Raw genomic sequence first — 24,733 nt, 5'->3', positions numbered from 1 at the left:
TCGGGGGACCGGCGCAACCGGCCCCCGGGGCACGTCCCGTCACCGCGGTACGCGCCCCGGGGGCCGGCGCCGTCCCGGGGGGCCGGGCGGGGCCGGGGACAAAGCGGGCCAGGGACAAGCGAGGCAGGGTGCCCTACGCGGCACCGCCCGAGCCGGCCGCCGCCAGCACCCCGAGGAACGCCGCCACCTCCGTGAGGTCCACCCGCTCCAGCTCGGCGGGGCGCAGCACGACCCGCAGTTCGCGGCAGATCACCCGCTCCCGGGAGTGGGTGATGAAGGACAGCAGGATCAGGCGCAGCAGGCTCTCCTCGTCGAGACCGTGCAGCCGGGACAGGCCCGAGCCGATCAACGGCACGGCGACACGGTCCAGTTGGCCGTGCCGGTACACGGCGTCCCACACCCGGCCGAGGCTGAGCCACAGCTCCTCGGTACTGGAGCGTGCCACGAAGTCGTTGCCCAGCCGGCTGTGGGCGACCCCGAAGACCAGCCGCGGCCGGCTGCCGAGCACCGCCACCGTGCCGACCGGGTAGCGGTCGAGCTTGCCGTACGGCTTGTCCGCGCGCGTCTCGCGGGCCACCGGCACGGCCGCGCGCAGGGCGGCGTCCAGCTCGTCGTCCAGCCGCCGCGCGTCACCGTCGTAGCGGCGCTCCAGCAGCTGCCCCTGCACGCTGGCGCCGCTGATCACCACGCCGTCGCGGACGTCCGTGTCGAAGGTGTCCGAGAACCCGACGACGAGGTGGGCGGGCTCCTCGAAGAGGTCACCCGGTCCGACCGTCACGGACATCCGCGGCCGCACGAACTCCTGCTGCACGACCACCGTGGGCCTGCTGCGCACCACGGCCCAGGCCAGACACAGCAGCACCGAGGCGGCGGCCACCGGCGCCGGACCGGGAACGGCCGCGGGCCACAGCTGCCCCACGAACTGCAGCACCGCCGACACCCCGCCGAAGGCCGCCATCACGCTGCCCGCGAACAGCCGCCGGGAGCGCGCCCCGCCGAACGCGCCGCGCCGGCGCCCGCGGCTCAGCCGCCCGCTCCCCCGCGGCGGACGGACGGCCGGACCGGTCCCGCGCGAACCGAGCGAAACCACAACTCCCCCAAACGGACAATTGATACGCTGCCGAAACCTCCCCCGCGACCACCGGTCGGGAGAGGGCGAAGCGAGTGGAGACCACTTGTATGGCGCGCATCCGTGTGAGCGTCCTGGGCCCGGCCCGGCTGGAAGTCGACGGCGTACCCGCCCGGTTGACTCCGCTGACGACACGGCTGCTGGTCCGCCTGGTGGCGGCGGACGGCGAGCCCGTACCGGTGCGCCGGCTGCACCGGGACGTGTGGGCGCTCGACGGCGAGCAGCCGCACGCGGCCCAGCGCCACCGCAACGAGGTGCAAAAACGCGTCCTCGAACTGCGCCGCGCCCTCGATCCCGCGCAGCGCGGCGACGGCGCCCGGGTGCTGCGCACCGAGCAACTGCTGGCCGGCCCGGCGCCCGAGACGGCGTACCGGCTGGTGCTCGGGCCCGACGAGCTGGACTGCGCGGAGTTCACCGAGCTGGTCGACTCCGCGCTGCTCGCGGCCCCCGCGTCGGCCGCCGACCGGCTGTCCGCGGCGCTCGCGCTGGTGCGTGGCCGGCCCCTGGCCGAGGCCGGCGACGACGACTTCGCCCGGCCGCTGGTCCGCCGGCTCACCGCGCTGTACGAGACCGCCCGCCGCCAGCTGATCCGCAGCCGGATGGACATGGGCCGCCACGACCTCGCGCTGCCGGTCGCCGAACGGATGGCCCGGGAGCGCCCGGACGACCAGGACGTCGCCGCGCTGCTCGGCACCCTGCGGGCCCGGCTGCGCGAGCGGCACGGGCGGGAACTGCTGCGGCAGCCGTTCCCCGGCGCCGGTGACCTCGTGGTGGTGCGGGGCGACCTGTTCGACCAGGAGGACGCCAATCTGGTGGTCGGGTTCACCGACACCTTCGACACCGCCACCGAGCAGGACCTGGTGATCAGCCGGGAGAGCGTCCAGGGCCAGCTGGTGGAGCGGCTGTTCGGCGGCGAGCGCAAGCAGCTGGACGACCGGCTCCAGGCCGGGCTGAGGGCGTTCAGGCCGCTGCGCACCGAGCGGCCCCAGGACAAGCCGCGCGGGCGGCGGGTGCGCTATCCCCTCGGCACCACCGTCCCGCTGACGGTGGGCGGCCGCCGGGTCTTCGCCGTGGCCTACTCCCGGCTCGGCAACGACCTCGTGGCCCGCTCCGGCCCGGCCGACCTGCGGGCGAGCCTGGACACGCTGTGGCCGGCCGTCGCCCGCTACGGCATGTACCGGCCGGTCGCGATCCCCCTGATCGGCTCCGGTCTCGCCCGGATCGTGGAGCTGGACCGCACCCGGCTGCTGCTCATGATCGTGGAGAGCTTCGCGGAACACTGCCGCCGCGACCCGGCCACCGCCCCGGAGCTGCGCGTCGTGATCCGCCCGGCCGACCTGGAGCGGACCGACCTTTCGGTGCTCGGCAGGTATCTGCGCACCGCGCGGCTCCCCGGCTCCCGCACGGGCCCCGGCATCACCGGCGCCGACGTCGGCGCCGGCACCGGGAGCCAGGACACCGGTGCCGGCGCCGGCGACAACGGTGGGGCGTACGGCCGCCGGTGACGTCGACATGCCCCTACGGCATCAGCGACCCCGCTTCCGGAGCCAGCCGCGCACCGCTTCCGAACCGCTTCCGGTCCGGGTCCCGGCGCCGACCGGTGCCCGGTCCGGGCGGGGACGGCGGCGCTCGTTACCGGGAGGCCGCGCGGGCGGCGCCGTCCGGCCACACGACGTCGACGGGAATCCCCGCCTCCCGTGCCGCGAGCACCACGTCGGCGGTGCCGCCGCCCCGGCCGCCGGGCGGTTCGCCGTTCCACACGGCCACCAGCCGGTCGGCGCGTTCCAGGAGCAGGGCGTTGGCGGCCTCGTACGCCTGCCGGTCGGCCCTCTCGCGGGGCAGTACGACGACCTCGTCGGCGGCCTCGACGAGGCGGTCGAAGAGCGGGGCGCCGTCCGGCTCGACCGTGCTGCGGCGGTAGTCCCGCGAGGGGACGACGACGACCAGCCGCCCGCCTGCGGCCAGCACGGCTTCGGCGAACAGCGAGTCGGCTCCCTTGGCGATGCAGGAGATCCCGACGAGCGCCTCCCCGGAGCCCGGCGCCCGGTCCCGCTCCCGGTAGCGGTCCAGCAGTCCGTCCAGGGCGGCCCGGACCGCGGGGACGCTCTCCTCCGTCAGGTCCATGTGCCCGGTCACCGCGAGGACCGTCACGGTCTCCCCCTCGGTCGATGGCCTGGTGGCAGGCCCCGGATCCTATCGCGGCCGGTCGCTCACCGGACGACGACGGCGCAGAACCCCATGAGGTAGGAGACGGCGAAGACGACCGGGACCCACTGCTCGACGTAGGTCAGCGGCAGGTACCGGCGCCAGTCCCGGCCCTCGCCCAGCGCGCCCCACTCCGCCCGGCTGTACGCGAACGCCGGGAGCCTCTCCTCGAAGGCGCCGATCACCGCGTACTTGGCGCGGTTGAGCTGCCGGTACGAGCGCACCATGACGTACCAGGCGGCGCACTGAACGAGCAGGATGACCAGCCCGGCCAGCAGCAGCGGAACGGGCGCGTCGGCCGTCGCCCCCGCCGACACCGCGGCCACGACGGCCACGACCGCGCTGTTGAGCGACAGGAAGAACGTGTTGGTCAGGTTCCGCCGGGCGCTGACCCGGTCGGCCATCTCCACGCAGAGCTTGTACTGGTCGAGCACCGCCTGCCGGTAGCGGTCGTCGGCCACCGAGTACTCGGCCGGCCCGACCTCCGTGTTCCACAGCGCGTCCCCGACGTCGCTCATGCCTCGCCGTGCCTCCCGTCCGCCCGGCGTTCGAGTTCGGTCAGGCGCACCATGGCGGGCCACATGGCACGGTCCAGAGATCCCACGAGCTGGTCTTCGAGCGGTGAGGGCCGACGCAGGGCGACGAACTTGGCCGTCCAGTCCGGCTCGAAGTGGATGATTCCCCGGACCCAGGACGACAACGCGCGGCTGCGCCGATACGCGGGCAGCACGCCGGGTGTCAGGTCGCCCGCGAGCGCGCGGGCCGATGGGCGCCACCGAGCGAACCGGTGCGCAAGAGCGTGTAGTAGGCGAACCCCTGCAACAGCACCCCCGCCGCACACAGCACGGTCCCGCCGGCCAGGTGCCACGAGGCCGGTTTCCTGCTCGTGGCGTAGAGCACGGCCACCGCGGCCACACCGCACAGCACCGCCGCCTGCGCCGGCCCCCAGGTGACGGCCACCAGGACGGACAGGGGGAAGACTCCCACCGTCCACCGGGGGACCGGGAGCTCCGGCGCCCGTTCGGACTCTCGCGTCGCGGGCTCGGATCTGCTCATCTCGGCCACACCGTAGTGAGCAGCCGACCGGGCCCGACGGGAACCGGATCGGGGTCACCCGATCCGGTGACGCGGCCCGTGCGGGGCCCCGCCGGCCACCGCCCTACGGCGCCGGGCTCGGCCCCGGGACGCTCAGCGCGGCCAGCCGCTCCTCGAAGGGCGTGACCTCCTCGAAGGAGTCCCGCTTCGGCAGCGGGCGACGTGCCGACGGTCCCGTCAGCCCCGCCATCAGCGCCGCCAGCTCGGTCGCGGCCCGCTCGATCCGGGCGTCGAGTCCCTCCGCGCCCCAGTCCTCGGAGGCGGCGTACACCCCGGTGGGGACGACGACCGCCTTGAGGTAGGCGAACAGCGGCCGCAGCGCGTGGTCCAGCACCAGGGAGTGCCGGGCGGTGCCGCCGGTCGCGGCGATCAGCACCGGCTTCCCGGTGAGGGCGTCCTCGTCGGTGACGCTCAGCGCGTCGAAGAAGGACTTGAACAGTCCGCTGTACGACGCCGAGAACACCGGCGTGACGACGATCAGCCCGTCGGCGGCCGCGACCTCGGCGAACGCGTCCGCGAGCGCCGGTGCCGGGAAACCGTTGGTGAAGGTGTGCGCGATCTCCACTGCGAGGTCGCGCAGCTCGACCACCCGGACGTCGGCCGGAGCGGGCTCGGGCGCGGTGGCGGCCGGGGCGGCGGCCGCGGCCAGCCGGTCGGCGAGCAGCCGGGTGGACGACGGCACGCTCAGTCCCGCGGAGACGACGACGAGCTTCATGCGCGCGCTCCTTCCTCGACCTGATCGTCCCGCTTCTCCTGCCCGGCGGCCTTCGCGGCCAGCAGGGACGCGTGGGTCGGCGCGTCCGGCACGTCCGCCGGGCGGCCCTTGGCGAACTCCTCGCGCAGCACCGGCACGACCTCCTCGCCGAGCAGGTCGAGCTGCTCCAGGACGCTCTTCAGGGGCAGCCCCGCGTGGTCCATCAGGAACAGCTGGCGCTGGTAGTCGCCGGCGTAGTCGCGGAAGGCGAGCGTCTTCTCGATCACCTGCTGCGGCGAGCCGACGGTCAGCGGCGTCTGCTCGGTGAAGTCCTCCAGCGACGGTCCGTGTCCGTACACCGGCGCCTCGTCGAAGTACGGCCGGAACTCGCGGACCGCGTCCTGGCTGTTCCTCCGCATGAACACCTGGCCGCCGAGGCCGACGATCGCCTGCTCGGGCGTGCCGTGCCCGTAGTGGGCGTACCGGGCCCGGTACAGCTCGACCATGCGCTTGGTGTGGTCGGCGGGCCAGAAGATGTTGTTGTGGAAGAAGCCGTCGCCGTAGTACGCGGCCTGCTCGGCGATCTCCGGGGAGCGGATGGAGCCGTGCCAGACGAAGGGCGCGACGCCGTCCAGCGGGCGCGGGGTGGACGTGAAGCCCTGGAGCGGCGTACGGAACCTGCCCTCCCAGTTCACGACGTCCTCGCGCCACAGGCGGTGCAGCAGGGCGTAGTTCTCGACGGCCAGGTTGATGCCCTCGCGGATGTCCTTGCCGAACCAGGGGTAGACCGGGCCGGTGTTGCCGCGGCCCATCATCAGGTCCGTCCGGCCGTCGGCCAGGTGCTGGAGCATCGCGAAGTCCTCGGCGATCTTCACCGGGTCGTTCGTGGTGATCAGGGTGGTGGAGGTGGACAGCACCAGCCGCTCGGTGCGGGCCGCGATGTAGCCGAGCATGGTCGTCGGCGACGAGGGCACGAAGGGCGGGTTGTGGTGCTCACCGGTCGCGAAGACGTCGAGCCCGACCTCCTCGGCCTTGAGCGCGATGGCGACCATGGCCTTGATGCGCTCACGCTCGGTCGGCGTACGGCCCGTGGTCGGGTCGGGCGTGACGTCGCCGACGGTGAAGATGCCGAACTGCATGATCGCTCAACCTCCAGGTTGTTGACTGTTCAACTATACCCCTGGAACGGACCACCGCCGGCCGTTATTCCGCAGGTCCGCCGTCCGACGGAGGTGCGGTGCGTGCGAAGCTGCCCGCATGTTCGTACTGCGCTCCGCCGCCCTCTTCGTCGTCGCCGCGCTGTTCGAGATCGGCGGCGCCTGGCTGGTGTGGCAGGGGGTGCGCGAGCAGCGCGGCTGGCTGTGGGCGGCGGGCGGGGTCCTGGCCCTGGGCGCCTACGGCTTCGTCGCCACCTTCCAGCCCGACGCGCACTTCGGCCGCATCCTCGCCGCGTACGGCGGGATCTTCGTGGCCGGCTCGATCCTGTGGGGCGTGGTCGCCGACGGCTACCGCCCCGACCGCTGGGACATCGCGGGGGCGCTGGTCTGCCTGGCCGGAATGGCCCTGATCATGTGGGCACCGCGCAACGGCGGCTGACTACCCTGGGCGGCGACCGTCCGCACCGCCCTCCGTACGCACCAGGAGCAGCCCATGGCCACCGCAGCGCCCGCCCCGTCCGCCGCCTCCCGTATCGCCGTCGTCACCGGCGCGAGCAGCGGCATCGGCGCCGCGACGGCCCGGCAGCTGGCCGCCGCCGGGTACCGGGTGGTCCTCACCGCCCGCCGCAAGGACCGCATCGAGGCGCTGGCCGAGGAGATCGAGGCGGCCGGCCACAAGGCGACGGCCTACCCCCTGGACGTCACCGACCGCGAGGCCGTCGACGAGTTCGCGACCGCCTTCAAGACGGTCGGCGTCCTCGTCAACAACGCGGGCGGCGCGCTCGGCGCCGACCCGGTGGCCACCGGCGACCCGGACGACTGGCGCCGCATGTACGAGACCAACGTCATCGGCACCCTCAACCTCACCCAGGCCCTGCTGCCCAAGCTGGAGGCGAGCGGCGACGGCACGGTCGTGGTCGTCTCCTCGACCGCGGGCCTGTCCACCTACGAGGGCGGCGCGGGCTACGTCGCCGCCAAGCACGGCGAGCACGTCCTGGCCGAGACCCTGCGCCTGGAGATCGTCGGCCGCCCGGTCCGCGTCATCGAGATCGCGCCCGGCATGGTCAAGACCGACGAGTTCGCCCTGACCCGTTTCGGCGGCGACCAGGACAAGGCGGCCAAGGTCTACCAGGGCGTCGCCGCCCCCCTGACCGCCGACGACGTCGCCGACACCATCACCTGGGCGGTCACCCGCCCCGCCCACGTCAACATCGACCTCCTGGTCGTCCGCCCCCGCGCCCAGGCCTCGAACACCAAGGTCCACCGCGAGGGCTGACACGGGCGGCGCCCCGGGCGTCAGCCCTTCACGCAGACGACCTGCTTCAGCTTCGCCACGACCTCCACCAGGTCGCGCTGCTGGTCGATGACCTGGTCGATCGGCTTGTAGGCGCCCGGGATCTCGTCCACCACGCCGGAGTCCTTGCGGCACTCCACACCCCGCGTCTGCTCCTCCAGGTCCTTGGTGGAGAAGCGCCGCTTCGCGGCGTTGCGGCTCATGCGCCGGCCGGCACCGTGGGAGGCGGAGTTGAAGGAGTCGGCGTTCCCGAGGCCCTTCACGATGTACGAACCCGTGCCCATGGAACCGGGGATGATCCCGTAGTCACCGGAACCCGCGCGGATCGCGCCCTTGCGGGTCACCAGCAGGTCCATGCCGTCGTACCGCTCCTCCGCCACGTAGTTGTGGTGACAGGAGATCTCCTGCTCGAAGGCCGGCTTCGCCTTCTTGAACTCCTTGCGGACCACGTCCTTGAGGAGCGCCATCATGAGCGTGCGGTTGTACTTCGCGTACTCCTGCGCCCAGAACAGGTCGTTGCGGTACGCCGCCATCTGCGGGGTGTCCGCGACGAACACCGCGAGGTCGCGGTCGACCAGCCCCTGGTTGTGCGGGAGCTTCTGGGCGACGCCGATGTGGTGCTCGGCCAGTTCCTTGCCGATGTTGCGGGAACCGGAGTGCAGCATCAGCCAGACGGAACCCGTCGTATCCGTGCACACCTCGACGAAGTGATTGCCGCTTCCGAGCGTTCCCATCTGCTTCCCGGCTCGCTCGTGACGGAATTTGACCGCTTCCGCGACCCCGTCGAACCGCCCCCAGAAGCCGTCCCATCCGGCCGTAGCCAGCCCGTGGAAGCGGCCCGGGTCGAGCGGGCTGTCGTGCATGCCCCGCCCCACCGGAATCGCCTGCTCGATCTTCGAGCGCAGCCGGGACAGGTCGCCCGGGAGGTCGTTGGCCGTCAGGGACGTCTTCACCGCCGACATCCCGCAGCCGATGTCGACGCCCACCGCCGCCGGGCACACCGCGCCCTGCATGGCGATCACGGAACCGACGGTCGCGCCCTTGCCGTAGTGCACGTCCGGCATGACCGCGAGGCCCTTGATCCACGGGAGGGTCGCGACGTTGCGCAGCTGCTGGAGCGCGACCTCCTCGACCGTCGCCGGGTCGGTCCACATCCGGATCGGCACCTTCGCGCCCGGCATCTCCACGTACGACATATCGTCCTCATTCCCCCGGAAAACAAACAGAAGTCTCAAAGCGCAAAACCGGCGCCAAGGGCAGCCAAAGGGACGACTGACCGGCGTTCACGGCGGCGCGTGCGATACACATTGTCTCCAGGGGACGCCCCCGCGCGGCAAGCGAATAACCAGCGGGGACACTGGAGTACCGACCACAGCCACACCCGGCGAGAGGAGCCGCACCGTGCAGCGGAAGGCCTATGTACCCGGCGTCGCCGCCCTCCTGGCGGCGTTGCTGGCCGGCTGCACCGGCGGCTCGGACGGCGGCGCCACCGCCGACGACTCGAACCCGGGCGAGCCCGGTGTCGCGACCGAGGCGGCCGAGCCCGGCAAGTACCGCACCCTTCCGGAGCCGTGCGGCGCCGTCGGCAACAAGACGCTCGACGCCCTCCTGCCGGGCATCGAGGAGATCACCGACGAGGAGCAGCGCGAGAAGGCGTACGCGGGTGAGCCGACGCTCGCCTACGACACCGACCGCAAGGTCGGCTGCCGCTGGAAGGTGGAATCGGCGCAGGCCACCGACCATCTCTTCGTCGACTTCGAGCGGGTGGTGTCGTACGACACCTCGGTGAGCGACGACAGCGAGGCCGAACAGCTCTTCGCCCAGCAGGTGGAGGCCGCCGACCTGCCCGAACCGGTGGTCTCGGAGTCCGGGTCCGCCGGGGACTCCCCGTCCGGCAGCCCGTCGGCGTCCTCCGGGGACTCCGGGGAGCCGCCCGCCGGCGCGGGCGGTACGCCCTCGTCCTCCGCCTCGGCGTCCTCGTCTTCCTCCTCGTCGTCGTCGGCGTCCTCGTCGAACGCGTCCCCCGACGCGACGCCCACCGACGTCCAGCCCCGGCTCCTGGACGACCTGGGCGACGAGGCGTTCGTGGACGACGCGCTCAGCAGCTCCGGTTCGACGGCGAAGCGGCGCACGGTGACTGTGGCGTTCCGCACGTCGAACGTCATGGTGACCATCGAGTACGCGGAGCAGTCGGCGACGCTCGGCGTCGTGCCGGACAGCGAGGAAATGCAGGACATGGCGCGGAAACTGGCCTCTCAGCTGGCGGATTCGCTGGGCGGTTGAGGCCCGGCGGGGCTCCTGCGCGCCCGCGCGCGGTGCCCCCGAAGCGGGACCGCACGATTTCTTCACCGCGTACCGTGGCCCCTCGGACCCGTTCCGAACGCAGGAACCACGAGTGCCATGAGTGAAGGAACCATGCAGCTACGAGCCCAGCGTGACCAGCGAGACCCGCAAGCGAAGCGAGCGAAGCGACTCACCCGCGTCCTTGTCGGCGCGGCCGCCGTACCCGTGATGCTGGTGGCAGCCGGCTGCTCCTCGGACTCCGGCTCCGACGACGGCAAGGACAAGGCCGCGGAGGAGTCCGCCGCGTCCAAGTCCGCGAGCCCGTCCCCGACGGTCCGGGCGGCGGCGTTCCGGAAGCTTCCCGAGCCGTGCTCGGTGGTGACGAAGAAGACGCTGAAGGACCTGGTGCCGAAGGGCGACTCCGGCAAGGAGGGGACGTCCAACGACACCGCGATGCGGGCCAGTTGCTCCTGGGACAGCCTCGACGACAACGGCGTGAAGGGCTCTCAGTTCCGCTGGCTGAGCGTGTCGATGGTGCGCTTCGAGTCCGACGTGACGCGCGGCGAGGGCGACAAGCTGGCGCGTGACCACTACCTGAAGCAGCTGAAGGACGCGCAGAGCGCGGAGGGCGCCAAGGGCGTCAAGACCACGCCGGTGAGCGGTACGGGCGACGAGGCCGCGGTGGTGCGCTACGACCTGAAGAAGAAGGAAGGCACCTTCAAGCAGCAGACGGTCGTGGCGCGGGTCGAGAACGTCGTCGTCACGGTCGACTTCAACGGCGCGGGCCTGGCGGGCGACAAGACCCCGGACGCCGACGACCTGGTGAAGGACGCCCAGAAGGCGGCCAAGGAGGCGGTGGCCGCGGTGACGAAGGCCAACGGCGCCGCCGACGGCGGGAAGTCGAGCGGTGCGCCGTCACCCTCCGGTTCGTCCTCCGAGAAGTCCTCGAAGGCGCCGTCGGAGTCGCCGTCGGGGTCGTCCTCGAAGGCGCCCGCGAAGGACAGCTGACGGTCTCTTCGACCCACCGGTCACCCGTCCCCCGCACACATGTGCCACTCTGTTGCGCGCAACAACACGCAAGGGGAGGGGAGTACGGGTGGCCGGCCCACTTCAGCTGACACGGACGCACCGGGTCCTCATCGGCATGGTCGTCTTCGGTGCCGTCGTCATCGCCGGGATCGGCTTCGCGGGTTCGTACGCGGCGGTGCGCGAACTGGCCCTCAAGAAGGGCTTCGGGAACTTCAGCTACGTCTTCCCGATCGGCATCGACGCGGGCATCTGCGTGCTGCTCGCCCTGGACCTGCTGCTGACCTGGATCCGCATTCCCTTCCCGCTGCTGCGGCAGACGGCGTGGCTGCTGACGGCGGCGACGATCGCCTTCAACGGCGCGGCGGCCTGGCCCGACCCGCTGGGCGTGGGCATGCACGGCGTGATCCCGATCCTGTTCGTGGTGTCGGTGGAGGCCGCCCGGCACGCGATCGGCCGGATCGCCGACATCACCGCCGACAAGCACATGGAGGGCGTCCGCCTCACCCGCTGGCTGCTCTCGCCGGTGCCGACGTTCCTGCTGTGGCGGCGCATGAAGCTGTGGGAGCTGCGCTCCTACGAGCAGGTCATCAAGCTGGAGCAGGAGCGGCTGGTCTACCAGGCCCGGCTGCGGTCCCGCTTCGGCCGCGCCTGGCGCCGCAAGGCCCCCGTGGAGTCCCTGATGCCGCTGCGGCTGGCCCGGTACGGCGTCCCGCTGGCGCAGACCGCCCCGTCGGGCCTGGCGGCGGCGGGCATCGAACCGGCCCTTATCCCGCCCGCGCCCCGGCCCCAGGAGCCCGCCCCCCAGGCGGCACCCCCCGCCGAGCAGCGGGCCGAGCTGGTCGGCGCCCGGGAGGCGGAGCCGGCGCGGCAGGACGGGCCGGCGGTGGAGCAGAACCCGTGGCTGCACGCCCGGGACCCGCAGTCGGTGGAGTACCACGGCGACTACGACCCCACGTACGACCCGGACCAGTACGCCCAGTGGGAGGCGGAGCAGCGGCAGGCCGACCAGTACCGGCAGCAGTTCGAGGAGGAGCCGCCCGCGCAGGAGCCCGCTCCGGAGGAGACCGGCAGCTTCCCCATACCGGTCGGCCCGCACCGCACCCGCGAGCTGGGCGAGGGCGGCGGCACGCCGGAGCCCGAGGGCCCGGACGAGGACGACTACTACCAGGTCTTCAAGCAGTCGCTCGGCAACGGCAGCGGTTACCCCACCCCGCGCGAGTTCGCGTACGACGTCGAGGCCACGTTCGGCGTCGCTCTCCTGGACGCCGACGCCAAGCGCATGGTCCTGCGGTTCCAGGAGCGCCACGGCGCGGAGCTGGAAGAGGAGCACATCGCCTGAGCCCGACGGCGCCGCGTACGGCGAGAGGGGGCGCCCGGTGCTGCACCGGGCGCCCCCTCTCGCCGTACCGACGGGTCGCGGGTCCTACTCCCCGAGCAGGGTCCGCACCCGGTCCTGCCCCACCGCGAGCAGCAGCGTGGGCAGGCGCGGGCCGGTGTCGCGGCCGACGAGCAGGTGGTACAGCAGCGCGAAGAACGTCCGCTGGGCGGTCTTGATCTCCGGCGGCAGATCCTTGGGCGTGGCGTCGGCGGGGAAGCCCGCCTGGACCTTGGGGACGCCGTAGACGTGGTGGGTGAGCCCGTCCAGGGACCAGTGGTCGGCCAGCCCGTCGAGCAGCAGCCGCAGGGACTGCCGGCTCGGCTCGTCGAGGGACTTGAGCAGCTCCGCGTCGGGCTCCTGGCGCACGATGGTGCGCTGGTCGGCGGGGACGTGGGTGTTGATCCACGCCTCGGCCTTGTCGTAGCGCGGCCGGGCCTCGTCCAGCGAGGCGATCGGGTCCGCCGGGTCCAGCTCGCCGAGGATCCGCAGCGCCTGGTCCTCGTGGCCGGCGGTGATGTCGGCCACGGAGGCCAGCGTGCGGTACGGCAGCGGCCTGGGCGTCCGCGGCAGCTCACCGACGGCCGTGCGCACCGCGCGGGAGTGGGCGGCGGCGTCGGCGGGGAGGGCCGAGCCGTCGGCGACCTTGGCGTCGAGGCGGTCCCACTCGTCGTACAGCCGCTGGATCTCCTGGTCGAAGGCGATCTTGAAGGACTGGTTGGGCCTGCGGCGGGCGTACAGCCAGCGCAGCAGCTGCGGCTCCATGATCTGGAGCGCGTCGGCCGGGGTGGGCACCCCGCCCTTGGACGAGGACATCTTGGCCATGCCGCTGATGCCGACGAAGGCGTACATCGGGCCGATCGGCTGTTTGCCGCCGAAGATCCCGACGATCTGCCCGCCGACCTGGAACGACGACCCGGGCGAGGAGTGGTCCACGCCGCTGGGCTCGAAGACGACGCCCTCGTACGCCCAGCGCATCGGCCAGTCGACCTTCCAGACCAGCTTGCCGCGGTTGAACTCGCTCAGCCGCACGGTCTCGGAGAAGCCGCAGGAGGTGCAGGCGTAGGTCAGCTCGGTCGAGTCGTCGTCGTACGCGGTGACGGTCGTGAGGTCCTTCTCGCAGTTGCCGCAGTACGGCTTGTACGGGAAGTACCCGGCGGAGCCGGAGCTGCCGTCGTCCTCGGCGGCGGCGCCGGAGCCCTCGGCGGCCTCCAGCTCGGCCTCGTCGACCGGCTTCTGCGACTTCTTCGCGGGCGCCTTCTTCGTCCGGTACTGGTCGAGGACGGCGTCGATGTCCCGGCGGTGCTTCATGGCGTGCAGGATCTGCTCGCGGTAGACACCGGAGGTGTACTGCTCGGTCTGGCTGATCCCGTCGAACTCGACGCCCATCTCGGCGAGCGAGGCGACCATCGCGGCCTTGAAGTGCTCAGCCCAGTTCGGGTACGGGGAGCCCTTCGGGGCCGGGACCGAGGTCAGGGGCTTGCCGATGTGCTCGGCCCAGGTCTCGTCGACGCCCGCGATGCCGGCCGGCACCTTGCGGTAGCGGTCGTAGTCGTCCCAGGAGATCAGGTGCCGCACCTCGTGGCCCCGGCGGCGCACCTCGTCGGCGACCAGGTGCGGGGTCATGACCTCGCGCAGGTTCCCCAGGTGGATCGGGCCGGAGGGGGAGAGTCCGGACGCGACGACCACAGGTTTGCCCGGGGCACGACGCTCCGACTCGGCGATGACCTCGTCCGCGAAACGGGAGACCCAGTCGGTGGTCTCTGTGCTCTGAGCCACGATCGGCACGTCCTCTTTCCTGAGACTTCTCTGGAACTGCTCCGGAGACAGCCGGTACGGTCGCACGGCTGTCCGTCCCATTCTCCCAGCCCGGCCCGCATCCGCGAAAACCGCTTTTCACCGCATGGGATACTCGGTTTCTGTACTACTTCCACGAACCCGAGCAGAACGGCAGCCACTCCATGGCCTCGGTCACGTCCCTCACCGACTCCGTCCAGCAGCAGCTCGCGTCCGCCCTCACGGCCACCCGGCCGGAGGCCGCCGGCGCCGACCCGCTGCTGCGACGTAGCGACCGGGCGGACTACCAGGCCAACGGCATCCTCGCCCTGGCCAAGAAGGCGAAGGCCAACCCGCGGGAGCTGGCGGCCGAGGTCGTCGCCCACATCACCACCGGTGACGAGCTGATCAAGGACGTCGAGGTCTCCGGGCCCGGCTTCCTGAACATCACCGTCAGCGACGGCGCCATCACCCGGAACCTGGCCGCGCGGCTCGCGGACGGCGAACGGCTCGGCGTGCCGCCGAAGCGGGACGCGGGCGTCACGGTCGTCGACTACGCCCAGCCGAACGTGGCCAAGGAGATGCACGTCGGCCACCTGCGGTCGGCCGTCATCGGCGACGCCCTGCGCGGCATGCTCGACTTCACCGGCGAGCGGACGATCGGCCGGCACCACATCGGCGACTGGGGCACCCAGTTCGGCATGCTCATCCAGTACCTGTTCGAGCACCCCGGCGAGCTGGCCCCGGCCGAGGACGTCGACGGCGAGCAGGCCATGTCGAACCTGAACCGGGTGTACAAGGCGTCGCGCGCGCTCTTCGACGCGGACGAGGAGTTCAAGGAGCGGGCCCGCAAGCGGGTCGTCGCCCTGCAGTCCGGCGACAAGGAGACGCTGGAGCTGTGGCAGCAGTTCGTGGACGAGTCGAAGGTCTACTTCTACTCGGTCTTCGAGAAGCTCGACATGGAGATCCGCGACGAGGAGATCGTCGGCGAGTCCGCGTACAACGAGGGCATGCCCGAGACTGCCCGCCTCCTGGAGGAGATGGGCGTCGCGGTGCGCTCCGAGGGCGCGCTCGTGGTGTTCTTCGACGAGATCCGGGGCAAGGACGACCAGCCGGTCCCGCTGATCGTGCAGAAGGCCGACGGCGGCTTCGGCTACGCGGCCTCCGACCTGACCGCGATCCGCAACCGCGTCCAGGACCTGCACGCCACCACGCTGCTGTACGTCGTGGACGTACGCCAGTCGCTGCACTTCAGGATGGTCTTCGAGACGGCCCGCCGGGCCGGCTGGCTCGGCGACGAGGTCACCGCGCACAACATGGGCTACGGCACGGTGCTCGGCGCGGACGGCAAGCCCTTCAAGACCCGCGAGGGCGAGACCGTACGGCTCGAGGACCTGCTGGACGAGGCGGTGCAGCGGGCGGCGCAGGTCGTGCGGGAGAAGGCGCGGGACCTCACCGAGGACGAGATCCAGGAGCGGGCGGCGCAGGTCGGCATCGGCGCCGTGAAGTACGCGGACCTGTCGACGTCGCCGAGCCGCGACTACAAGTTCGACCTGGACCAGATGGTCTCGCTCAACGGCGACACCAGCGTGTACCTCCAGTACGCCTACGCCCGTATCCAGTCCATCCTGCGCAAGGCCGTCGAGATCCGCCCCGCCGCCCACCCGGAGCTGGGACTGCACGAGGCGGAGCGCGCGCTGGGCCTGCACCTGGACGCGTTCGGGGACACGGTCTTCGAGGCGGCCGCGGAGTACGCCCCGCACAAGCTGGCCGCGTACCTGTACCAGCTGGCGTCGCTGTACACGACGTTCTACGACAAGTGCCCGGTCCTGAAGGCCGAGACGCCTCAACAGGTGGAGAACCGCCTGTTCCTGTGCGACCTCACGGCCCGCACCCTGCACCGGGGCATGGCCCTGCTGGGCATCCGGACGCCCGAGCGGCTCTGAGGACGGACGGAAGGTGAGGGCGGGGGCCCGGCTCGCCCCGGCCCGTCCTCACCGCAGCAGTGCCGGCCCCTCGGGGGCGTCGATGCCGAACTCCTCCGCCAGGACCCGGCGGGCCTCCGCCTCGTCGGCCGTCTTCCGCTCGGTGACCGTGCCGTCGTCGGTGCGCGTCACGGTGACGCGGTCGCCGTCGAGGAGCAGGTGCGCGTCCGGCGTGAGCCGCTGGACGTAGGGGCGCCGGGCGAACGGGGAACGGGGGTTCGTGGCGACGTGCCAGTTGATCACCTCGTAGTCGGACGGCTCGAACGGCTCCAGGGTGAAGGCGTACTGCGCCTCCCAGCCGCCCGCCACGTGTGCCTGGAGCACCCACATCGCCAGCGGCCCCCGGTGCGGCGCGTGCACCAGCCGGTGCCGGCGGCCGGCGTCGTGGAACTCGGTGTCCGCCAGCAGCGGCACCGGTTCCAGCAAGGAGCCGATGGCGCCGAAGCCGACGTCGGCCAGGTAGGGCCGGGACTCGCCGGGCAGCTCGGCGAGGAGGGCCATGTGCGTGCGCGGACGGTCCTCGAAGCGGTCCGCGCCGACGACGACCCGCGCGGTCAGCCGGGTCACCCGCACGCCGAGCGCCTCCAGGGCCGCCGCGAACAGGGTGTTGTGCTCGTAGCAGTAGCCGCCGCGCCGGCGGCCGTGGACCAGCTTGGCCACCAGGTCGGACAGGTCGAGGGAGGGGGCCCGGCCGCCGAGGGCGTCGAGGTTCTCGAAGGGGACGGCCCGCAGGTGGGCGAGGTGCACACCGCGGAGCGTGGCCGCGTCGGGCCGCCGCCCGCCCTCCCAGCCGATGCGCTCGAAGTAGGCGTCGAGGGAGAAGGGTGTCGTCGTCCGTGCGCTGTCAGACATTGCCTCACCGTACGTGCGGCGACGGCACCCCCGCCCTCGGCATTTGGTCCTACGACGGGAGTCGGGTCGCCCGGCGCGCCGTGCCCAGCCCCTCCCCCAGCCTGCGCAGCCCCTCCGCGATCTCGTCCGGGGTCTGGGTGACGAAGCACAGCCGCAGCGTGGCGCGGTCGGGCTCGCCGGCGTGGAAGGGGGCGCCCGGGACGTACGCCACGTCGTGCCGGACCACCTCGGGGAGCAGGGCGGTGGTGTCGTACCCCTCGGGCAGCCGGGCCCACAGGAACATGCCGCCCTCGGGACGGGTCCACGCCGACCCAGCCGGGAGCGCGTCGGCGAGGCCCGCGAGCATGGCGTCCCGGCGCTCCGCGTAGACGGCGGCGACGCGGGCCACGTGGGCGTCCAGGTCGCGGTCGGCCAGGTAGCGGGCGGCGGCGAGCTGGTTGACGGTCGGGGTGTGCAGGTCGGCGGCCTGCTTGGCGACCGCGCAGGCCCGGAGCAGCTCGGCGGGCGCCCGCAGCCAGCCCAGGCGCAGGCCGGGCGCCATCACCTTCGAGAAGGAGCCCAGCAGCACGGTCCGGTCGCGGGCACCCTCGTAGGAGGCGATCCACGGCACCCGCTCGCCCTCGAAGCGCAGTTCGCCGTACGGGTCGTCCTCGACGATCCACAGGCCGCGGCGCCCGGCGACCTCGGCGACGGCGGCGCGGCGGGCCGCGGGCATCGTGCGGCCGGTGGGGTTGGAGAAGGTGGGGACCGTGTAGAGCAGCTTGGGGCGCTCGCGCACCACCAGCTCCTCCAGGGCCACCGGGTCGATCCCGTCCTCGTCCCCGGGCACCGCCACCACCCGGGCGCCCGCGAAGCCGAAGGCCTGGAGCGCGGCCAGGTAGCAGGGGCGCTCGACGAGGACGGTGTCGCCGGGTTCGAGCAGGGCGGTGGCGAGGAGCGACAGGGCCTGCTGCGAGCCGGTGGTGACGAGGATGTCGTCGGCGCCGGTGGCCAGCCCGCGCACCGAGGTGCGGGCAGCGAGCGCGGCCCGCAGGGTGGGCTCGCCCTCGGTGGTGGAGTACTGCAGGGCCCGCGCGGGCGTCTCGGCGAGGACGTCCCGGTACGCGGCGGCGATGCCCTCCGCGTCGAACAGTTCGGGGGCCGGCAGCCCGCCCGCGAAGTTGATCACCTCGGGGCGGGCGGTGACGGCGAGGATGTCCCGTACCGGCGAACCGCCGATCGACCGGGCCCGTGCGGCGAGCGGCGGGAGCGGGGCGGTGGCGGCGGAAGCAGTCTCAGTCACGGTCATGCGCGCAGCCTAGGCAAGTGGGTGCCGCCTACAAGGAACTTTCCGCGATCCGGACACCCGTGCGACCCGCGACCGCCGAGTGCCGAGCCGTCAGCCCTTGACGCCCAGCCCGCCGTACACGTTGATGTCCGCGTCCGTGACGTCGTTGATGTCCATGTACCGGACCTTCTCGATGTCGTCGAGCTCGGCGAGGTACGACTCCTCCGGCCGCTCCGGCACCGGCGCCGCGTGGTCCGGCCGCCAGTGGTGCACGGGCACGACGCCGGGCTCGGCGAGTTCGAGACCGGTCTCGGTGAAGAAACGCTCGACGTCCTTGCGGGAGCGCAGCACGAAGGTGAACCCCCGCTCCGTGTACGTCCGCTGGACCGCGCGGATGCTCTGCGGGTTGAGGTCCTCCGTGAGGTGGCTGAGGACGAGCCGGCTGCCGGCGGGCAGCGCGTCCATCAGCTCGCGGACGATCGGGTACGCCTCCTCGTCCTCGACGAAGTGCAGGATGGCGACGAGGCAGAGCGCCACGGGCCGGTCGAAGTCGAGGGTGGCGGCGGCCTGTTCGAGGATCCGCGCCGGGCTCTTCAGGTCCGCGTCGATGTAGTCCGTACGCCCCTCGGGACCGCTGGTGAGCAGGGCACGGGCGTGGGCGAGCACGACCGGGTCGTTGTCGACGTAGACGACCCGCGACTCGGGGGCGATGCGCTGGGCGATCTGGTGCACGTTCTCGGCGGTCGGCAGCCCGGTGCCGATGTCCAGGAACTGCCGGATGCCGTCCTCGCGGGCGAGCGCGGTCACCGAGCGCCGCAGGAAGTCGCGGTTGTGCCGTACGTCGAGGTAGCCGCGCGGGTTGGCGGCGAGCCCGGCGGCCGCGGCGTCGAGGTCGGCGGGGTAGTGGTCCTTGCCGCCGAGGAAGACGTCGTAGACCCGCGCCGGGTGCGCCTTGCTGCTGTCGATCCTCCTCCGCAGCTCCGCGGGGTCCTGGCTGAGGGCGTCACCGGGCATGCGCGTCCCACCTTTCGGATGTCGCCTGACGAAGCGAACCGGTTTGATGGTCAACAACCTATCCCCCGCGGGGACTTGCCGGTGCGCCGATGCGCTCTCGGGACCGGGCCGGCCCCGGCCCGCCTCAGCCGCCCTCGACCAGCTCCCAGGCGCTGCTGCCGAGGGGGTAGGCGTAGTAGGAGTCGTCCCGGGAGGCGCTGGTGCGGAACGGCTTGCCGTTGTCGTCGACGCGCGTCGTGCCGTGCCGGCCGCCGCTGGACCACTCCAGCTCCAGGTACCAGCTGACGTCGTGGCCGCTGGTGTGCGCGTTGACCTTGAAGACCTCGGGGTCGGACTCGCTGACGCTGTAGGGGAAGTCCCGCTGGCCGCCGATCGGTGTCGCCGTCGGGGTGCCGAGGTCGAGCGAGACGTCGAAGGCCGTGGTGTTCACCTGGCCGCCGCAGCCGTTGCCCATCACGTACTGGTCCCAGTTCAGCGGCGCACCGCTGCTCTTCACCCTCACGTGCAGGTCCTCCAGGACCACCGTCTCCGGGCCGGTGCCCTGCACGGTGAGGACGACCGTCTGCCGGTTCGCGGAGACCGCGTTGAGGGGAGTGGCCCAGCCGACGGCGTCCTGCTGGGCCGGGGGCTTGGGCACGTTCTTCGCGCTGCGGTCGATGAGGAAGGCGTGCTCGCAGGGCACGTCCCAGTAGTACGGGGTGGTCGACACGGTGAGCGGCGGCCCGGCGGCGGGTGCCTCGCGGCTCGGCGTGGCGGTGGCCGGACGCGACGGTGACGCGGAGGGGGACCCGGGCCGGGACGCGGAGGCGGAGGCGGACGGGGAGGACGTGGAGGCGCTCGCGCTCGGGGAGCCCGAGCCGGTCGCGGTCCCGGTCACCGACGCCGAGGTCTGCGCGACGGCCCCGGCCGGACCGTGCCTGCCGTCGTCGTCCGGCCCCGACACGAGGTTGGCGACGAGCGCCACGGCGGCGCTGACGGCGACTACGCCGGTCGCGGCGTAGAGCGCGGCGCGCGGGACCCGACGGCGGCGCTCCGGGGCCGACGGCGGGCCCGATGCCGCCGGGGCCGACAGGGTCTCCGAGGCCGCCGGGGTGGGTGAGGCCGGTGCGACCGGTGAGGCCGGCGAGCCGCCGTCCGCGACCGAGCCCACGGCGCTCTCGGCACCCGCAGTGCCCTCGGCGCCCGCCGCGCCTTCCGCACCCCCTCCGCCGTCGGCCTCCTCCTTCCGCACACCCCGCAGCGCGTCCGCGCGGATCCAGCGGCGGTGGAGTTCGAGCAGTTCCTCGGGCGTCGCCCGGCAGGCCCGGGCGAGGCGCTCGACGGGCGCGAACTCGACCGGCACCACCTCCCCGCTGACGTACCGGTGCAGGGTCGAGCCGCTCATGTGCAGCCGCTTGCCGAGTGCCCCGTAACTGAGTCCGGACCGCTCCTTCAACTCCCGAAGCAGTCCCGCGAAGTCGTCCCCCGCCACCGTTCCTCCCTCTCCCAGCATCCCCGTACCGTGTCCCAGAGGGACGTTGTTCCCGCAGGTCAGAGCGTTCCTGCCGTCCCATCGTCCCGCATGTTCCCCCGTCGCTGGCGGCCGGGACGATCAGGGCCGCAAGCTGTGGTCATCCAAGCAGCCGCTCCCGGCGAACGGTCGAGCGGCTCGCCTCAACTCTCACATTCACAGGGGACCTTCCATGTCTGCACGCCGCATCACCCGTACCCGTCTGTTCGCCGCCACCACGGTCGCGCTGGCCGCACTCTCCCTCACGGCCTGCGAGGGCGACGAGCTCACGGGCTCCCCGGCGCCCGAATCCGCCACCTCCGCACCGGCGGAGGGGAACAGCGCCCGGCCGGCGGGCGGCGCGAAGGGCGACGCCGGTGAGACGGGCTCCACCGGCTCGAACGGCTCGAACGGCTCGAACGGTTCCGCCGGAAAGGACAACGCGTCGGACTCCGCGTCCGGTTCCGGTTCCGGGTCGGGGTCCGGGTCGAACGCCGGATCCGGAACCGGCGGCTCGAAGACCTCCGACACCTCCGACGGCTCCGACTCGGACCTCCCCGGCAAGTGCTCCGCGTCCGACGTCCGGATCACCGCGGCGAACGCCCCCCGCCCGATCAACCACCTGCTGCTGACCGCCACCAACACCGGCTCGAAGACGTGCGCCCTGCCGCAGTACCCGGCGGCCCGGTTCGGTGAGGCCCAGTCGGTGCCGCCGGTCGCGGAGTCCAGCAAGCCGCAGTCGCTGACGACGCTGGCCCCCGGTGAGTCGGGCTACGCCGGCGTACGGCTGTCCTCCGGCGACGGCAGCGGCGAGAACGGCTACGACACGAACACCCTCACGATCCCCTTCGAGGACGGCTCCGTCGCCACGGTCAAGCTGCCCGCCGGCGGCGTGTACGTCGACACCGCGCTGACGGTCACCTACTGGCAGACCGACGCGTCGAACGCGCTCGAGTACTGAAGGGGTCCGCGCACCCGCACCCCTTGTGCGAAGGGCCGCCACCGGTCGCTCAGCGCAGTGTGCGAGCGACCTCGGTTGCCCAGTACGTCAGGATGTTGCGCGCGCCCGCCCGCTTGATCCCGGTGAGGGACTCCAGGATGGCCCGGTCGCGGTCGATCCAGCCCTTCTCGGCAGCGGCCTCGATCATCGAGTACTCACCGGAGATCTGGTACGCGGCGACCGGCACGTCCGAGGCCTCGGCGACCTTGGCGAGGATGTCGAGGTAGGGCCCGGCCGGCTTGACCATCACCATGTCGGCCCCCTCCTCCAGATCCAGCGCCAGCTCCCGCAGCGCCTCCCGCGCGTTGGCGGCGTCCTGCTGGTAGGTCTTGCGGTCGCCCTTGAGCGAGGAGCCGACGGCCTCCCGGAAGGGCCCGTAGAAGGCGGAGGCGTACTTGGCGGTGTACGCGAGGATCGCGACGTCCTCCCGCCCGATCTGGTCGAGCGCGTCCCGGACGACGCCGATCTGCCCATCCATCATCCCGCTGGGGCCCACGACATGGGCGCCCGCGTCGGCCTGGACCTGCGCCATCTCGGCGTACCGCTCCAGGGTCGCGTCGTTGTCGACACGCCCCTGACCGTCCAGCACCCCGCAGTGCCCGTGGTCGGTGAACTCGTCGAGACAGAGGTCGGACATGACCAGTAGTTCGTCCCCGACCTCGGCCCGTACGTCCCGCAGGGCGACCTGGAGAATCCCGTCGGGGTCGGTGCCCGCCGTACCGGCGGCGTCCTTCTTCCCGTCCTCCGGCACCCCGAAGAGCATGATCCCGGAGATCCCGGCCTCGACCGCCTCGGCGGCCGCCTTCTTCAGCGTGTCCCGGGTGTGCTGCACGACACCGGGCATCGCCGCGATCGGCACCGGCTCGCTCACGCCCTCGCGGACGAAGGCGGGGAGGATGAAGTCGGCGGGGTGCAACCGGGTCTCGGCGACCATCCGACGCATCACGGGGGTGGTCCGCAGCCGCCGGGGCCGGGTGCCGGAAAAGGATCCGTACGTCGTCATACCACCTACGCTACGCCCGCCCCACCCATGCCTTTGCCGACGACGAGTCGGCCCGGGCCGGCCCCGGACAACGCTTGACCTCAACCGGACTTCAGCTTCTACGGTCGGCGACATGGACTACTCACACGGCGACGCCGAACTGATCCGCCAGCCCATCGGCTACTGGAGCTGGGCGGCGTACAAGGCCGTCGTCACCCGGACCCGGGGGGCCCTGGCCGAGCTGGGCACGACCCAGCCCCAGTGGTGGGTCCTCGCCCAGGTCGGCCGGGCCGGCACCCCGAAGACCCGCGCCGAGGTCTCCGGCCTCCTGCGGAACTACCTCGACGCGGGCCCGGAGGCGATGGAGTCGGAGATCGACGCGACGATCGCGGCGGGCTGGATCACCGAGACCGCCTCCGACGGCCTGCTCTCCCTGACTCCGGAGGGCAGGACGTTCTTCGAGAAGGCAGCCGCCCTCCAGGACGACCTGTGGACGGAACGCCACGCCGGAATCTCCGACGAGGAGTACCTGACCACCATGAAGGTGCTCCAGCGTTTCATCCACAACACGGGCGGCCGGGCCTGGCACCACTGACCGGCACCACCGAGGGGTGCCCGATTCCGTGTCCGATTCCTTCAAGGCAACGGCGACGGCCGCCCGCTACCGTCACCGGCATGAACAGCACCGGCAGGGAGTCGCGCCACCTCGGCGTCCACATCGACCGCACCGCGTCCGACGTCTACGCCTACGCCTCGGACCCGGCCAACCTGCCCGCGTGGGCCCACGGGCTCGGCGGATCCATCGAGAGGAGCGCGGACCACTGGGTCGCGGAGTCCTCCCCCATGGGCCGGGTCACGGTGACCTTCACCCCGCCCAACGACCTGGGCGTACTCGACCACCACGTCACGCTCCCCTCCGGGGAGACCGTCCACAACCCGGTCCGCGTGATCGCCGACGGCACCGGCAGCGAGGTGGTGTTCACCGTCCGCCGGCAGCCGGGGACGACCGAGGCCGACTTCGACCGCGACGCCGGCACGGTCGCCGCCGACCTGGCCCGGCTCAAGGAACTGCTGGAGTCCGACTAGAGCGTGGTGGCCGCCGGAACCTGCCCGGCGACCCGCACGACGTGCTTGCCCCGGACTCCCCCGGCCTCCAAGCCGCGTTGGGCGTCGGCGACCCCGTCGAGCGGGTGGACGGTGTCGACGACGGGGACGATGTCACCCCGCTCGGCGAGCCGGGCGGCCTCGGCGAGCAGCGCGCTGTCGGGGTTGCCGCTGAAGAAGCGGATGCGCCCCTTCCCGTGCACGACGGAACCGAGCACCGTCGCGATCCCCGCGAGCGGCCGGCCGAAGTCGAGGGTGACGGCGACCATCCGCCCGCCCGGCGCCAGCAGCCGCCGCACCCGGGCCTGCTCGGTGCCGACGGTGTCGAGGACGACGTCGAAGCGGCCGAGCGCGGACAGCGGAGTCCTCCGGTGGTCCAGCGCCTCCTCGGCCCCCAGCCCGCGGACGAAGTCGAGGTTCCGCCCGCCCGCGAGCGCGACGACCTGCGCCCCGAGCAGCTTGCCCACCTGCACGGCGACACTGCCCACACCCCCGCTGCCGCCCCGCACGAGGAGCCGCTCACCGGGTTGCAGGGCGGCCTTGTCCCGCAGCGCGGTCAGCGCCGTCGTCGCGCCCGCGATCAGCGAGACAGCCTCCTCCGGGGTGAGGTTCGCCGGCGCGGCCGCGATCCGCCGCGGGCCGACGGCGACGTACTCGGCCATGCTGCCGGTACGCCGCCCCAGCAGCCCCCACACCCGCTCCCCCTCCCGCACCCCGGTGACGGCCGTACCGACTTCCGCGACGTCCCCCGCGAAGTCGATGCCGCACCCCTTGGGAAAGGCCCGCCCGGTCACCAGGCGCACCTTTCCGGTCCGGTCGTGGAGGTCGCCGCCGTTGACCGCGGCGGCCCGCACCCGCACCAGCACCTCGTCGGGGCCGATGGCTGGCACCGGCCGCCGCCCGACGTAGAGCACCTCGGGAGGCCCGTAGCGGTCGAAGAGAACCGCCTTCATCTCACCCATGTCTCACGATCCGTATCGCGTCCGGGAAGCGCGGAGGCGAG

The 24,733-nt window shown here is 72.5% G+C and carries 25 protein-coding genes; 10 read left to right on the top strand and 15 right to left on the bottom strand.

What is annotated here, in order from left to right:
* Nucleotides 1-133: 133 nt before the first annotated feature.
* The gene (locus ACZ6IM_RS23455; RefSeq protein WP_469558751.1) at nt 134-1,090 is read right to left on the bottom strand and encodes a macro domain-containing protein; all 957 of its coding nucleotides are present in this window, start codon (nt 1,088-1,090) and stop codon (nt 134-136) included.
* A gap of 89 nt (nt 1,091-1,179) precedes the next feature.
* Between ACZ6IM_RS23455 and ACZ6IM_RS23450 the strand changes: the two genes are divergently transcribed.
* Nucleotides 1,180-2,634 carry a macro domain-containing protein gene (locus tag ACZ6IM_RS23450; RefSeq protein WP_052839349.1) on the top strand — a complete coding sequence of 485 codons (1,455 nt, stop codon included), beginning with the start codon at nt 1,180-1,182 and terminating at the stop codon, nt 2,632-2,634.
* A gap of 127 nt (nt 2,635-2,761) precedes the next feature.
* Here ACZ6IM_RS23450 and ACZ6IM_RS23445 read toward each other — a convergent pair whose 3' ends face one another.
* The 6 genes from ACZ6IM_RS23445 to ACZ6IM_RS23420 form a co-directional block, all read right to left on the bottom strand.
* Nucleotides 2,762-3,280 carry a hypothetical protein gene (locus tag ACZ6IM_RS23445; protein WP_052839348.1) on the bottom strand — a complete coding sequence of 173 codons (519 nt, stop codon included), beginning with the start codon at nt 3,278-3,280 and terminating at the stop codon, nt 2,762-2,764.
* A gap of 59 nt (nt 3,281-3,339) precedes the next feature.
* Nucleotides 3,340-3,852, bottom strand: coding sequence for a RipA family octameric membrane protein (locus ACZ6IM_RS23440; RefSeq protein WP_052839347.1), 513 nt, complete (start codon nt 3,850-3,852; stop codon nt 3,340-3,342).
* A complete protein-coding gene (locus ACZ6IM_RS23435; protein ID WP_052839346.1) occupies nt 3,849-4,064 on the bottom strand; it encodes a hypothetical protein in 216 nt (71 codons plus the stop codon). The genes ACZ6IM_RS23440 and ACZ6IM_RS23435 overlap by 4 nt, the downstream gene beginning before the upstream one ends.
* A gap of 8 nt (nt 4,065-4,072) precedes the next feature.
* Nucleotides 4,073-4,390: a hypothetical protein gene (locus ACZ6IM_RS23430; protein ID WP_052839345.1), complete on the bottom strand. Its 318-nt coding sequence runs from the start codon at nt 4,388-4,390 to the stop codon at nt 4,073-4,075.
* 103 nt (nt 4,391-4,493) lie between these two features.
* Nucleotides 4,494-5,144 carry an FMN reductase gene (locus ACZ6IM_RS23425; protein WP_052839344.1) on the bottom strand — a complete coding sequence of 217 codons (651 nt, stop codon included), beginning with the start codon at nt 5,142-5,144 and terminating at the stop codon, nt 4,494-4,496.
* Nucleotides 5,141-6,262: an LLM class flavin-dependent oxidoreductase gene (locus ACZ6IM_RS23420; protein WP_469558744.1), complete on the bottom strand. Its 1,122-nt coding sequence runs from the start codon at nt 6,260-6,262 to the stop codon at nt 5,141-5,143. Before ACZ6IM_RS23420 ends, ACZ6IM_RS23425 begins: the two co-directional genes overlap by 4 nt.
* A 118-nt stretch (nt 6,263-6,380) precedes the next feature.
* On the opposite strand from ACZ6IM_RS23420, the gene ACZ6IM_RS23415 reads away from it, so the two are divergent.
* Both ACZ6IM_RS23415 and ACZ6IM_RS23410 read left to right on the top strand, forming a co-directional pair.
* Nucleotides 6,381-6,719, top strand: a complete 339-nt coding sequence (locus ACZ6IM_RS23415; RefSeq protein ID WP_052839342.1) for a YnfA family protein — start codon at nt 6,381-6,383, stop codon at nt 6,717-6,719.
* Between the two features lie 54 nt (nt 6,720-6,773).
* Nucleotides 6,774-7,556, top strand: coding sequence for an SDR family NAD(P)-dependent oxidoreductase (locus tag ACZ6IM_RS23410; protein WP_052839341.1), 783 nt, complete (start codon nt 6,774-6,776; stop codon nt 7,554-7,556).
* Between the two features lie 20 nt (nt 7,557-7,576).
* Here the strand turns inward: ACZ6IM_RS23410 and ACZ6IM_RS23405 are convergent, their stop codons facing one another.
* A complete protein-coding gene (locus ACZ6IM_RS23405) occupies nt 7,577-8,770 on the bottom strand; it encodes an RtcB family protein (RefSeq protein ID WP_052839340.1) in 1,194 nt (397 codons plus the stop codon).
* A gap of 205 nt (nt 8,771-8,975) precedes the next feature.
* On the opposite strand from ACZ6IM_RS23405, the gene ACZ6IM_RS23400 reads away from it, so the two are divergent.
* The 3 genes from ACZ6IM_RS23400 (at nt 8,976) to ACZ6IM_RS23390 (ending at nt 12,225) form a co-directional block, all read left to right on the top strand.
* Entirely contained in the window at nt 8,976-9,857 is an 882-nt protein-coding gene (locus tag ACZ6IM_RS23400; protein ID WP_052839339.1) for a hypothetical protein, read from the top strand.
* A 117-nt stretch (nt 9,858-9,974) separates the two neighbouring features.
* Nucleotides 9,975-10,865 (top strand): DUF3558 family protein, encoded by an 891-nt coding sequence (locus ACZ6IM_RS23395; RefSeq protein ID WP_052839338.1) that lies wholly within the window; start codon nt 9,975-9,977, stop codon nt 10,863-10,865.
* Between the two features lie 88 nt (nt 10,866-10,953).
* Nucleotides 10,954-12,225, top strand: a complete 1,272-nt coding sequence (locus ACZ6IM_RS23390; protein ID WP_052839337.1) for a DUF2637 domain-containing protein — start codon at nt 10,954-10,956, stop codon at nt 12,223-12,225.
* Nucleotides 12,226-12,309: 84 nt separating this feature from the next.
* Here ACZ6IM_RS23390 and lysS read toward each other — a convergent pair whose 3' ends face one another.
* On the bottom strand, nt 12,310-14,049 hold the full coding sequence (gene lysS, locus ACZ6IM_RS23385; protein WP_469558738.1) for a lysine--tRNA ligase: 1,740 nt from the start codon (nt 14,047-14,049) through the stop codon (nt 12,310-12,312).
* A 173-nt stretch (nt 14,050-14,222) separates the two neighbouring features.
* On the opposite strand from lysS, the gene argS reads away from it, so the two are divergent.
* Nucleotides 14,223-15,983: an arginine--tRNA ligase gene (argS, locus tag ACZ6IM_RS23380; RefSeq protein WP_469558736.1), complete on the top strand. Its 1,761-nt coding sequence runs from the start codon at nt 14,223-14,225 to the stop codon at nt 15,981-15,983.
* Between the two features lie 48 nt (nt 15,984-16,031).
* Here the strand turns inward: argS and ACZ6IM_RS23375 are convergent, their stop codons facing one another.
* From ACZ6IM_RS23375 to ACZ6IM_RS23360, 4 genes are all read right to left on the bottom strand, one after another.
* Nucleotides 16,032-16,874: an arylamine N-acetyltransferase family protein gene (locus tag ACZ6IM_RS23375; protein ID WP_052839334.1), complete on the bottom strand. Its 843-nt coding sequence runs from the start codon at nt 16,872-16,874 to the stop codon at nt 16,032-16,034.
* A gap of 49 nt (nt 16,875-16,923) precedes the next feature.
* Nucleotides 16,924-18,162, bottom strand: coding sequence for an aminotransferase-like domain-containing protein (locus ACZ6IM_RS23370; protein ID WP_052839333.1), 1,239 nt, complete (start codon nt 18,160-18,162; stop codon nt 16,924-16,926).
* Between the two features lie 90 nt (nt 18,163-18,252).
* Nucleotides 18,253-19,155 carry an SAM-dependent methyltransferase gene (locus ACZ6IM_RS23365; protein ID WP_052839332.1) on the bottom strand — a complete coding sequence of 301 codons (903 nt, stop codon included), beginning with the start codon at nt 19,153-19,155 and terminating at the stop codon, nt 18,253-18,255.
* A 124-nt stretch (nt 19,156-19,279) separates the two neighbouring features.
* Nucleotides 19,280-20,626 carry a helix-turn-helix domain-containing protein gene (locus tag ACZ6IM_RS23360; RefSeq protein ID WP_052839331.1) on the bottom strand — a complete coding sequence of 449 codons (1,347 nt, stop codon included), beginning with the start codon at nt 20,624-20,626 and terminating at the stop codon, nt 19,280-19,282.
* Between the two features lie 211 nt (nt 20,627-20,837).
* Here ACZ6IM_RS23360 and ACZ6IM_RS23355 point away from each other — a divergent pair, with 211 nt between their 5' ends.
* A complete protein-coding gene (locus ACZ6IM_RS23355) occupies nt 20,838-21,605 on the top strand; it encodes a DUF4232 domain-containing protein (RefSeq protein WP_052839330.1) in 768 nt (255 codons plus the stop codon).
* A 49-nt stretch (nt 21,606-21,654) separates the two neighbouring features.
* Here the strand turns inward: ACZ6IM_RS23355 and hemB are convergent, their stop codons facing one another.
* Nucleotides 21,655-22,647 carry a porphobilinogen synthase gene (hemB, locus tag ACZ6IM_RS23350; protein WP_469558730.1) on the bottom strand — a complete coding sequence of 331 codons (993 nt, stop codon included), beginning with the start codon at nt 22,645-22,647 and terminating at the stop codon, nt 21,655-21,657.
* Between the two features lie 112 nt (nt 22,648-22,759).
* On the opposite strand from hemB, the gene ACZ6IM_RS23345 reads away from it, so the two are divergent.
* Complete coding sequence (locus tag ACZ6IM_RS23345) at nt 22,760-23,221, top strand: MarR family winged helix-turn-helix transcriptional regulator (protein ID WP_052839328.1); 462 nt, start codon at nt 22,760-22,762, stop codon at nt 23,219-23,221.
* Between the two features lie 80 nt (nt 23,222-23,301).
* Entirely contained in the window at nt 23,302-23,712 is a 411-nt protein-coding gene (locus tag ACZ6IM_RS23340) for an SRPBCC family protein (protein ID WP_052839327.1), read from the top strand.
* On the opposite strand, the gene ACZ6IM_RS23335 is transcribed toward ACZ6IM_RS23340, so the two are convergent.
* On the bottom strand, nt 23,709-24,692 hold the full coding sequence (locus tag ACZ6IM_RS23335) for an NAD(P)-dependent alcohol dehydrogenase (protein WP_469558726.1): 984 nt from the start codon (nt 24,690-24,692) through the stop codon (nt 23,709-23,711). The two genes, ACZ6IM_RS23340 and ACZ6IM_RS23335, sit on opposite strands and share 4 nt — an antisense overlap.
* Nucleotides 24,693-24,733: the final 41 nt, after the last annotated feature.

The organism is Streptomyces sp. NPDC042336 (assembly GCF_055581985.1).
The sequence above is the reverse complement of the archived record's forward strand: the minus strand, read 5'-3'. Positions and strand labels throughout refer to the sequence as shown.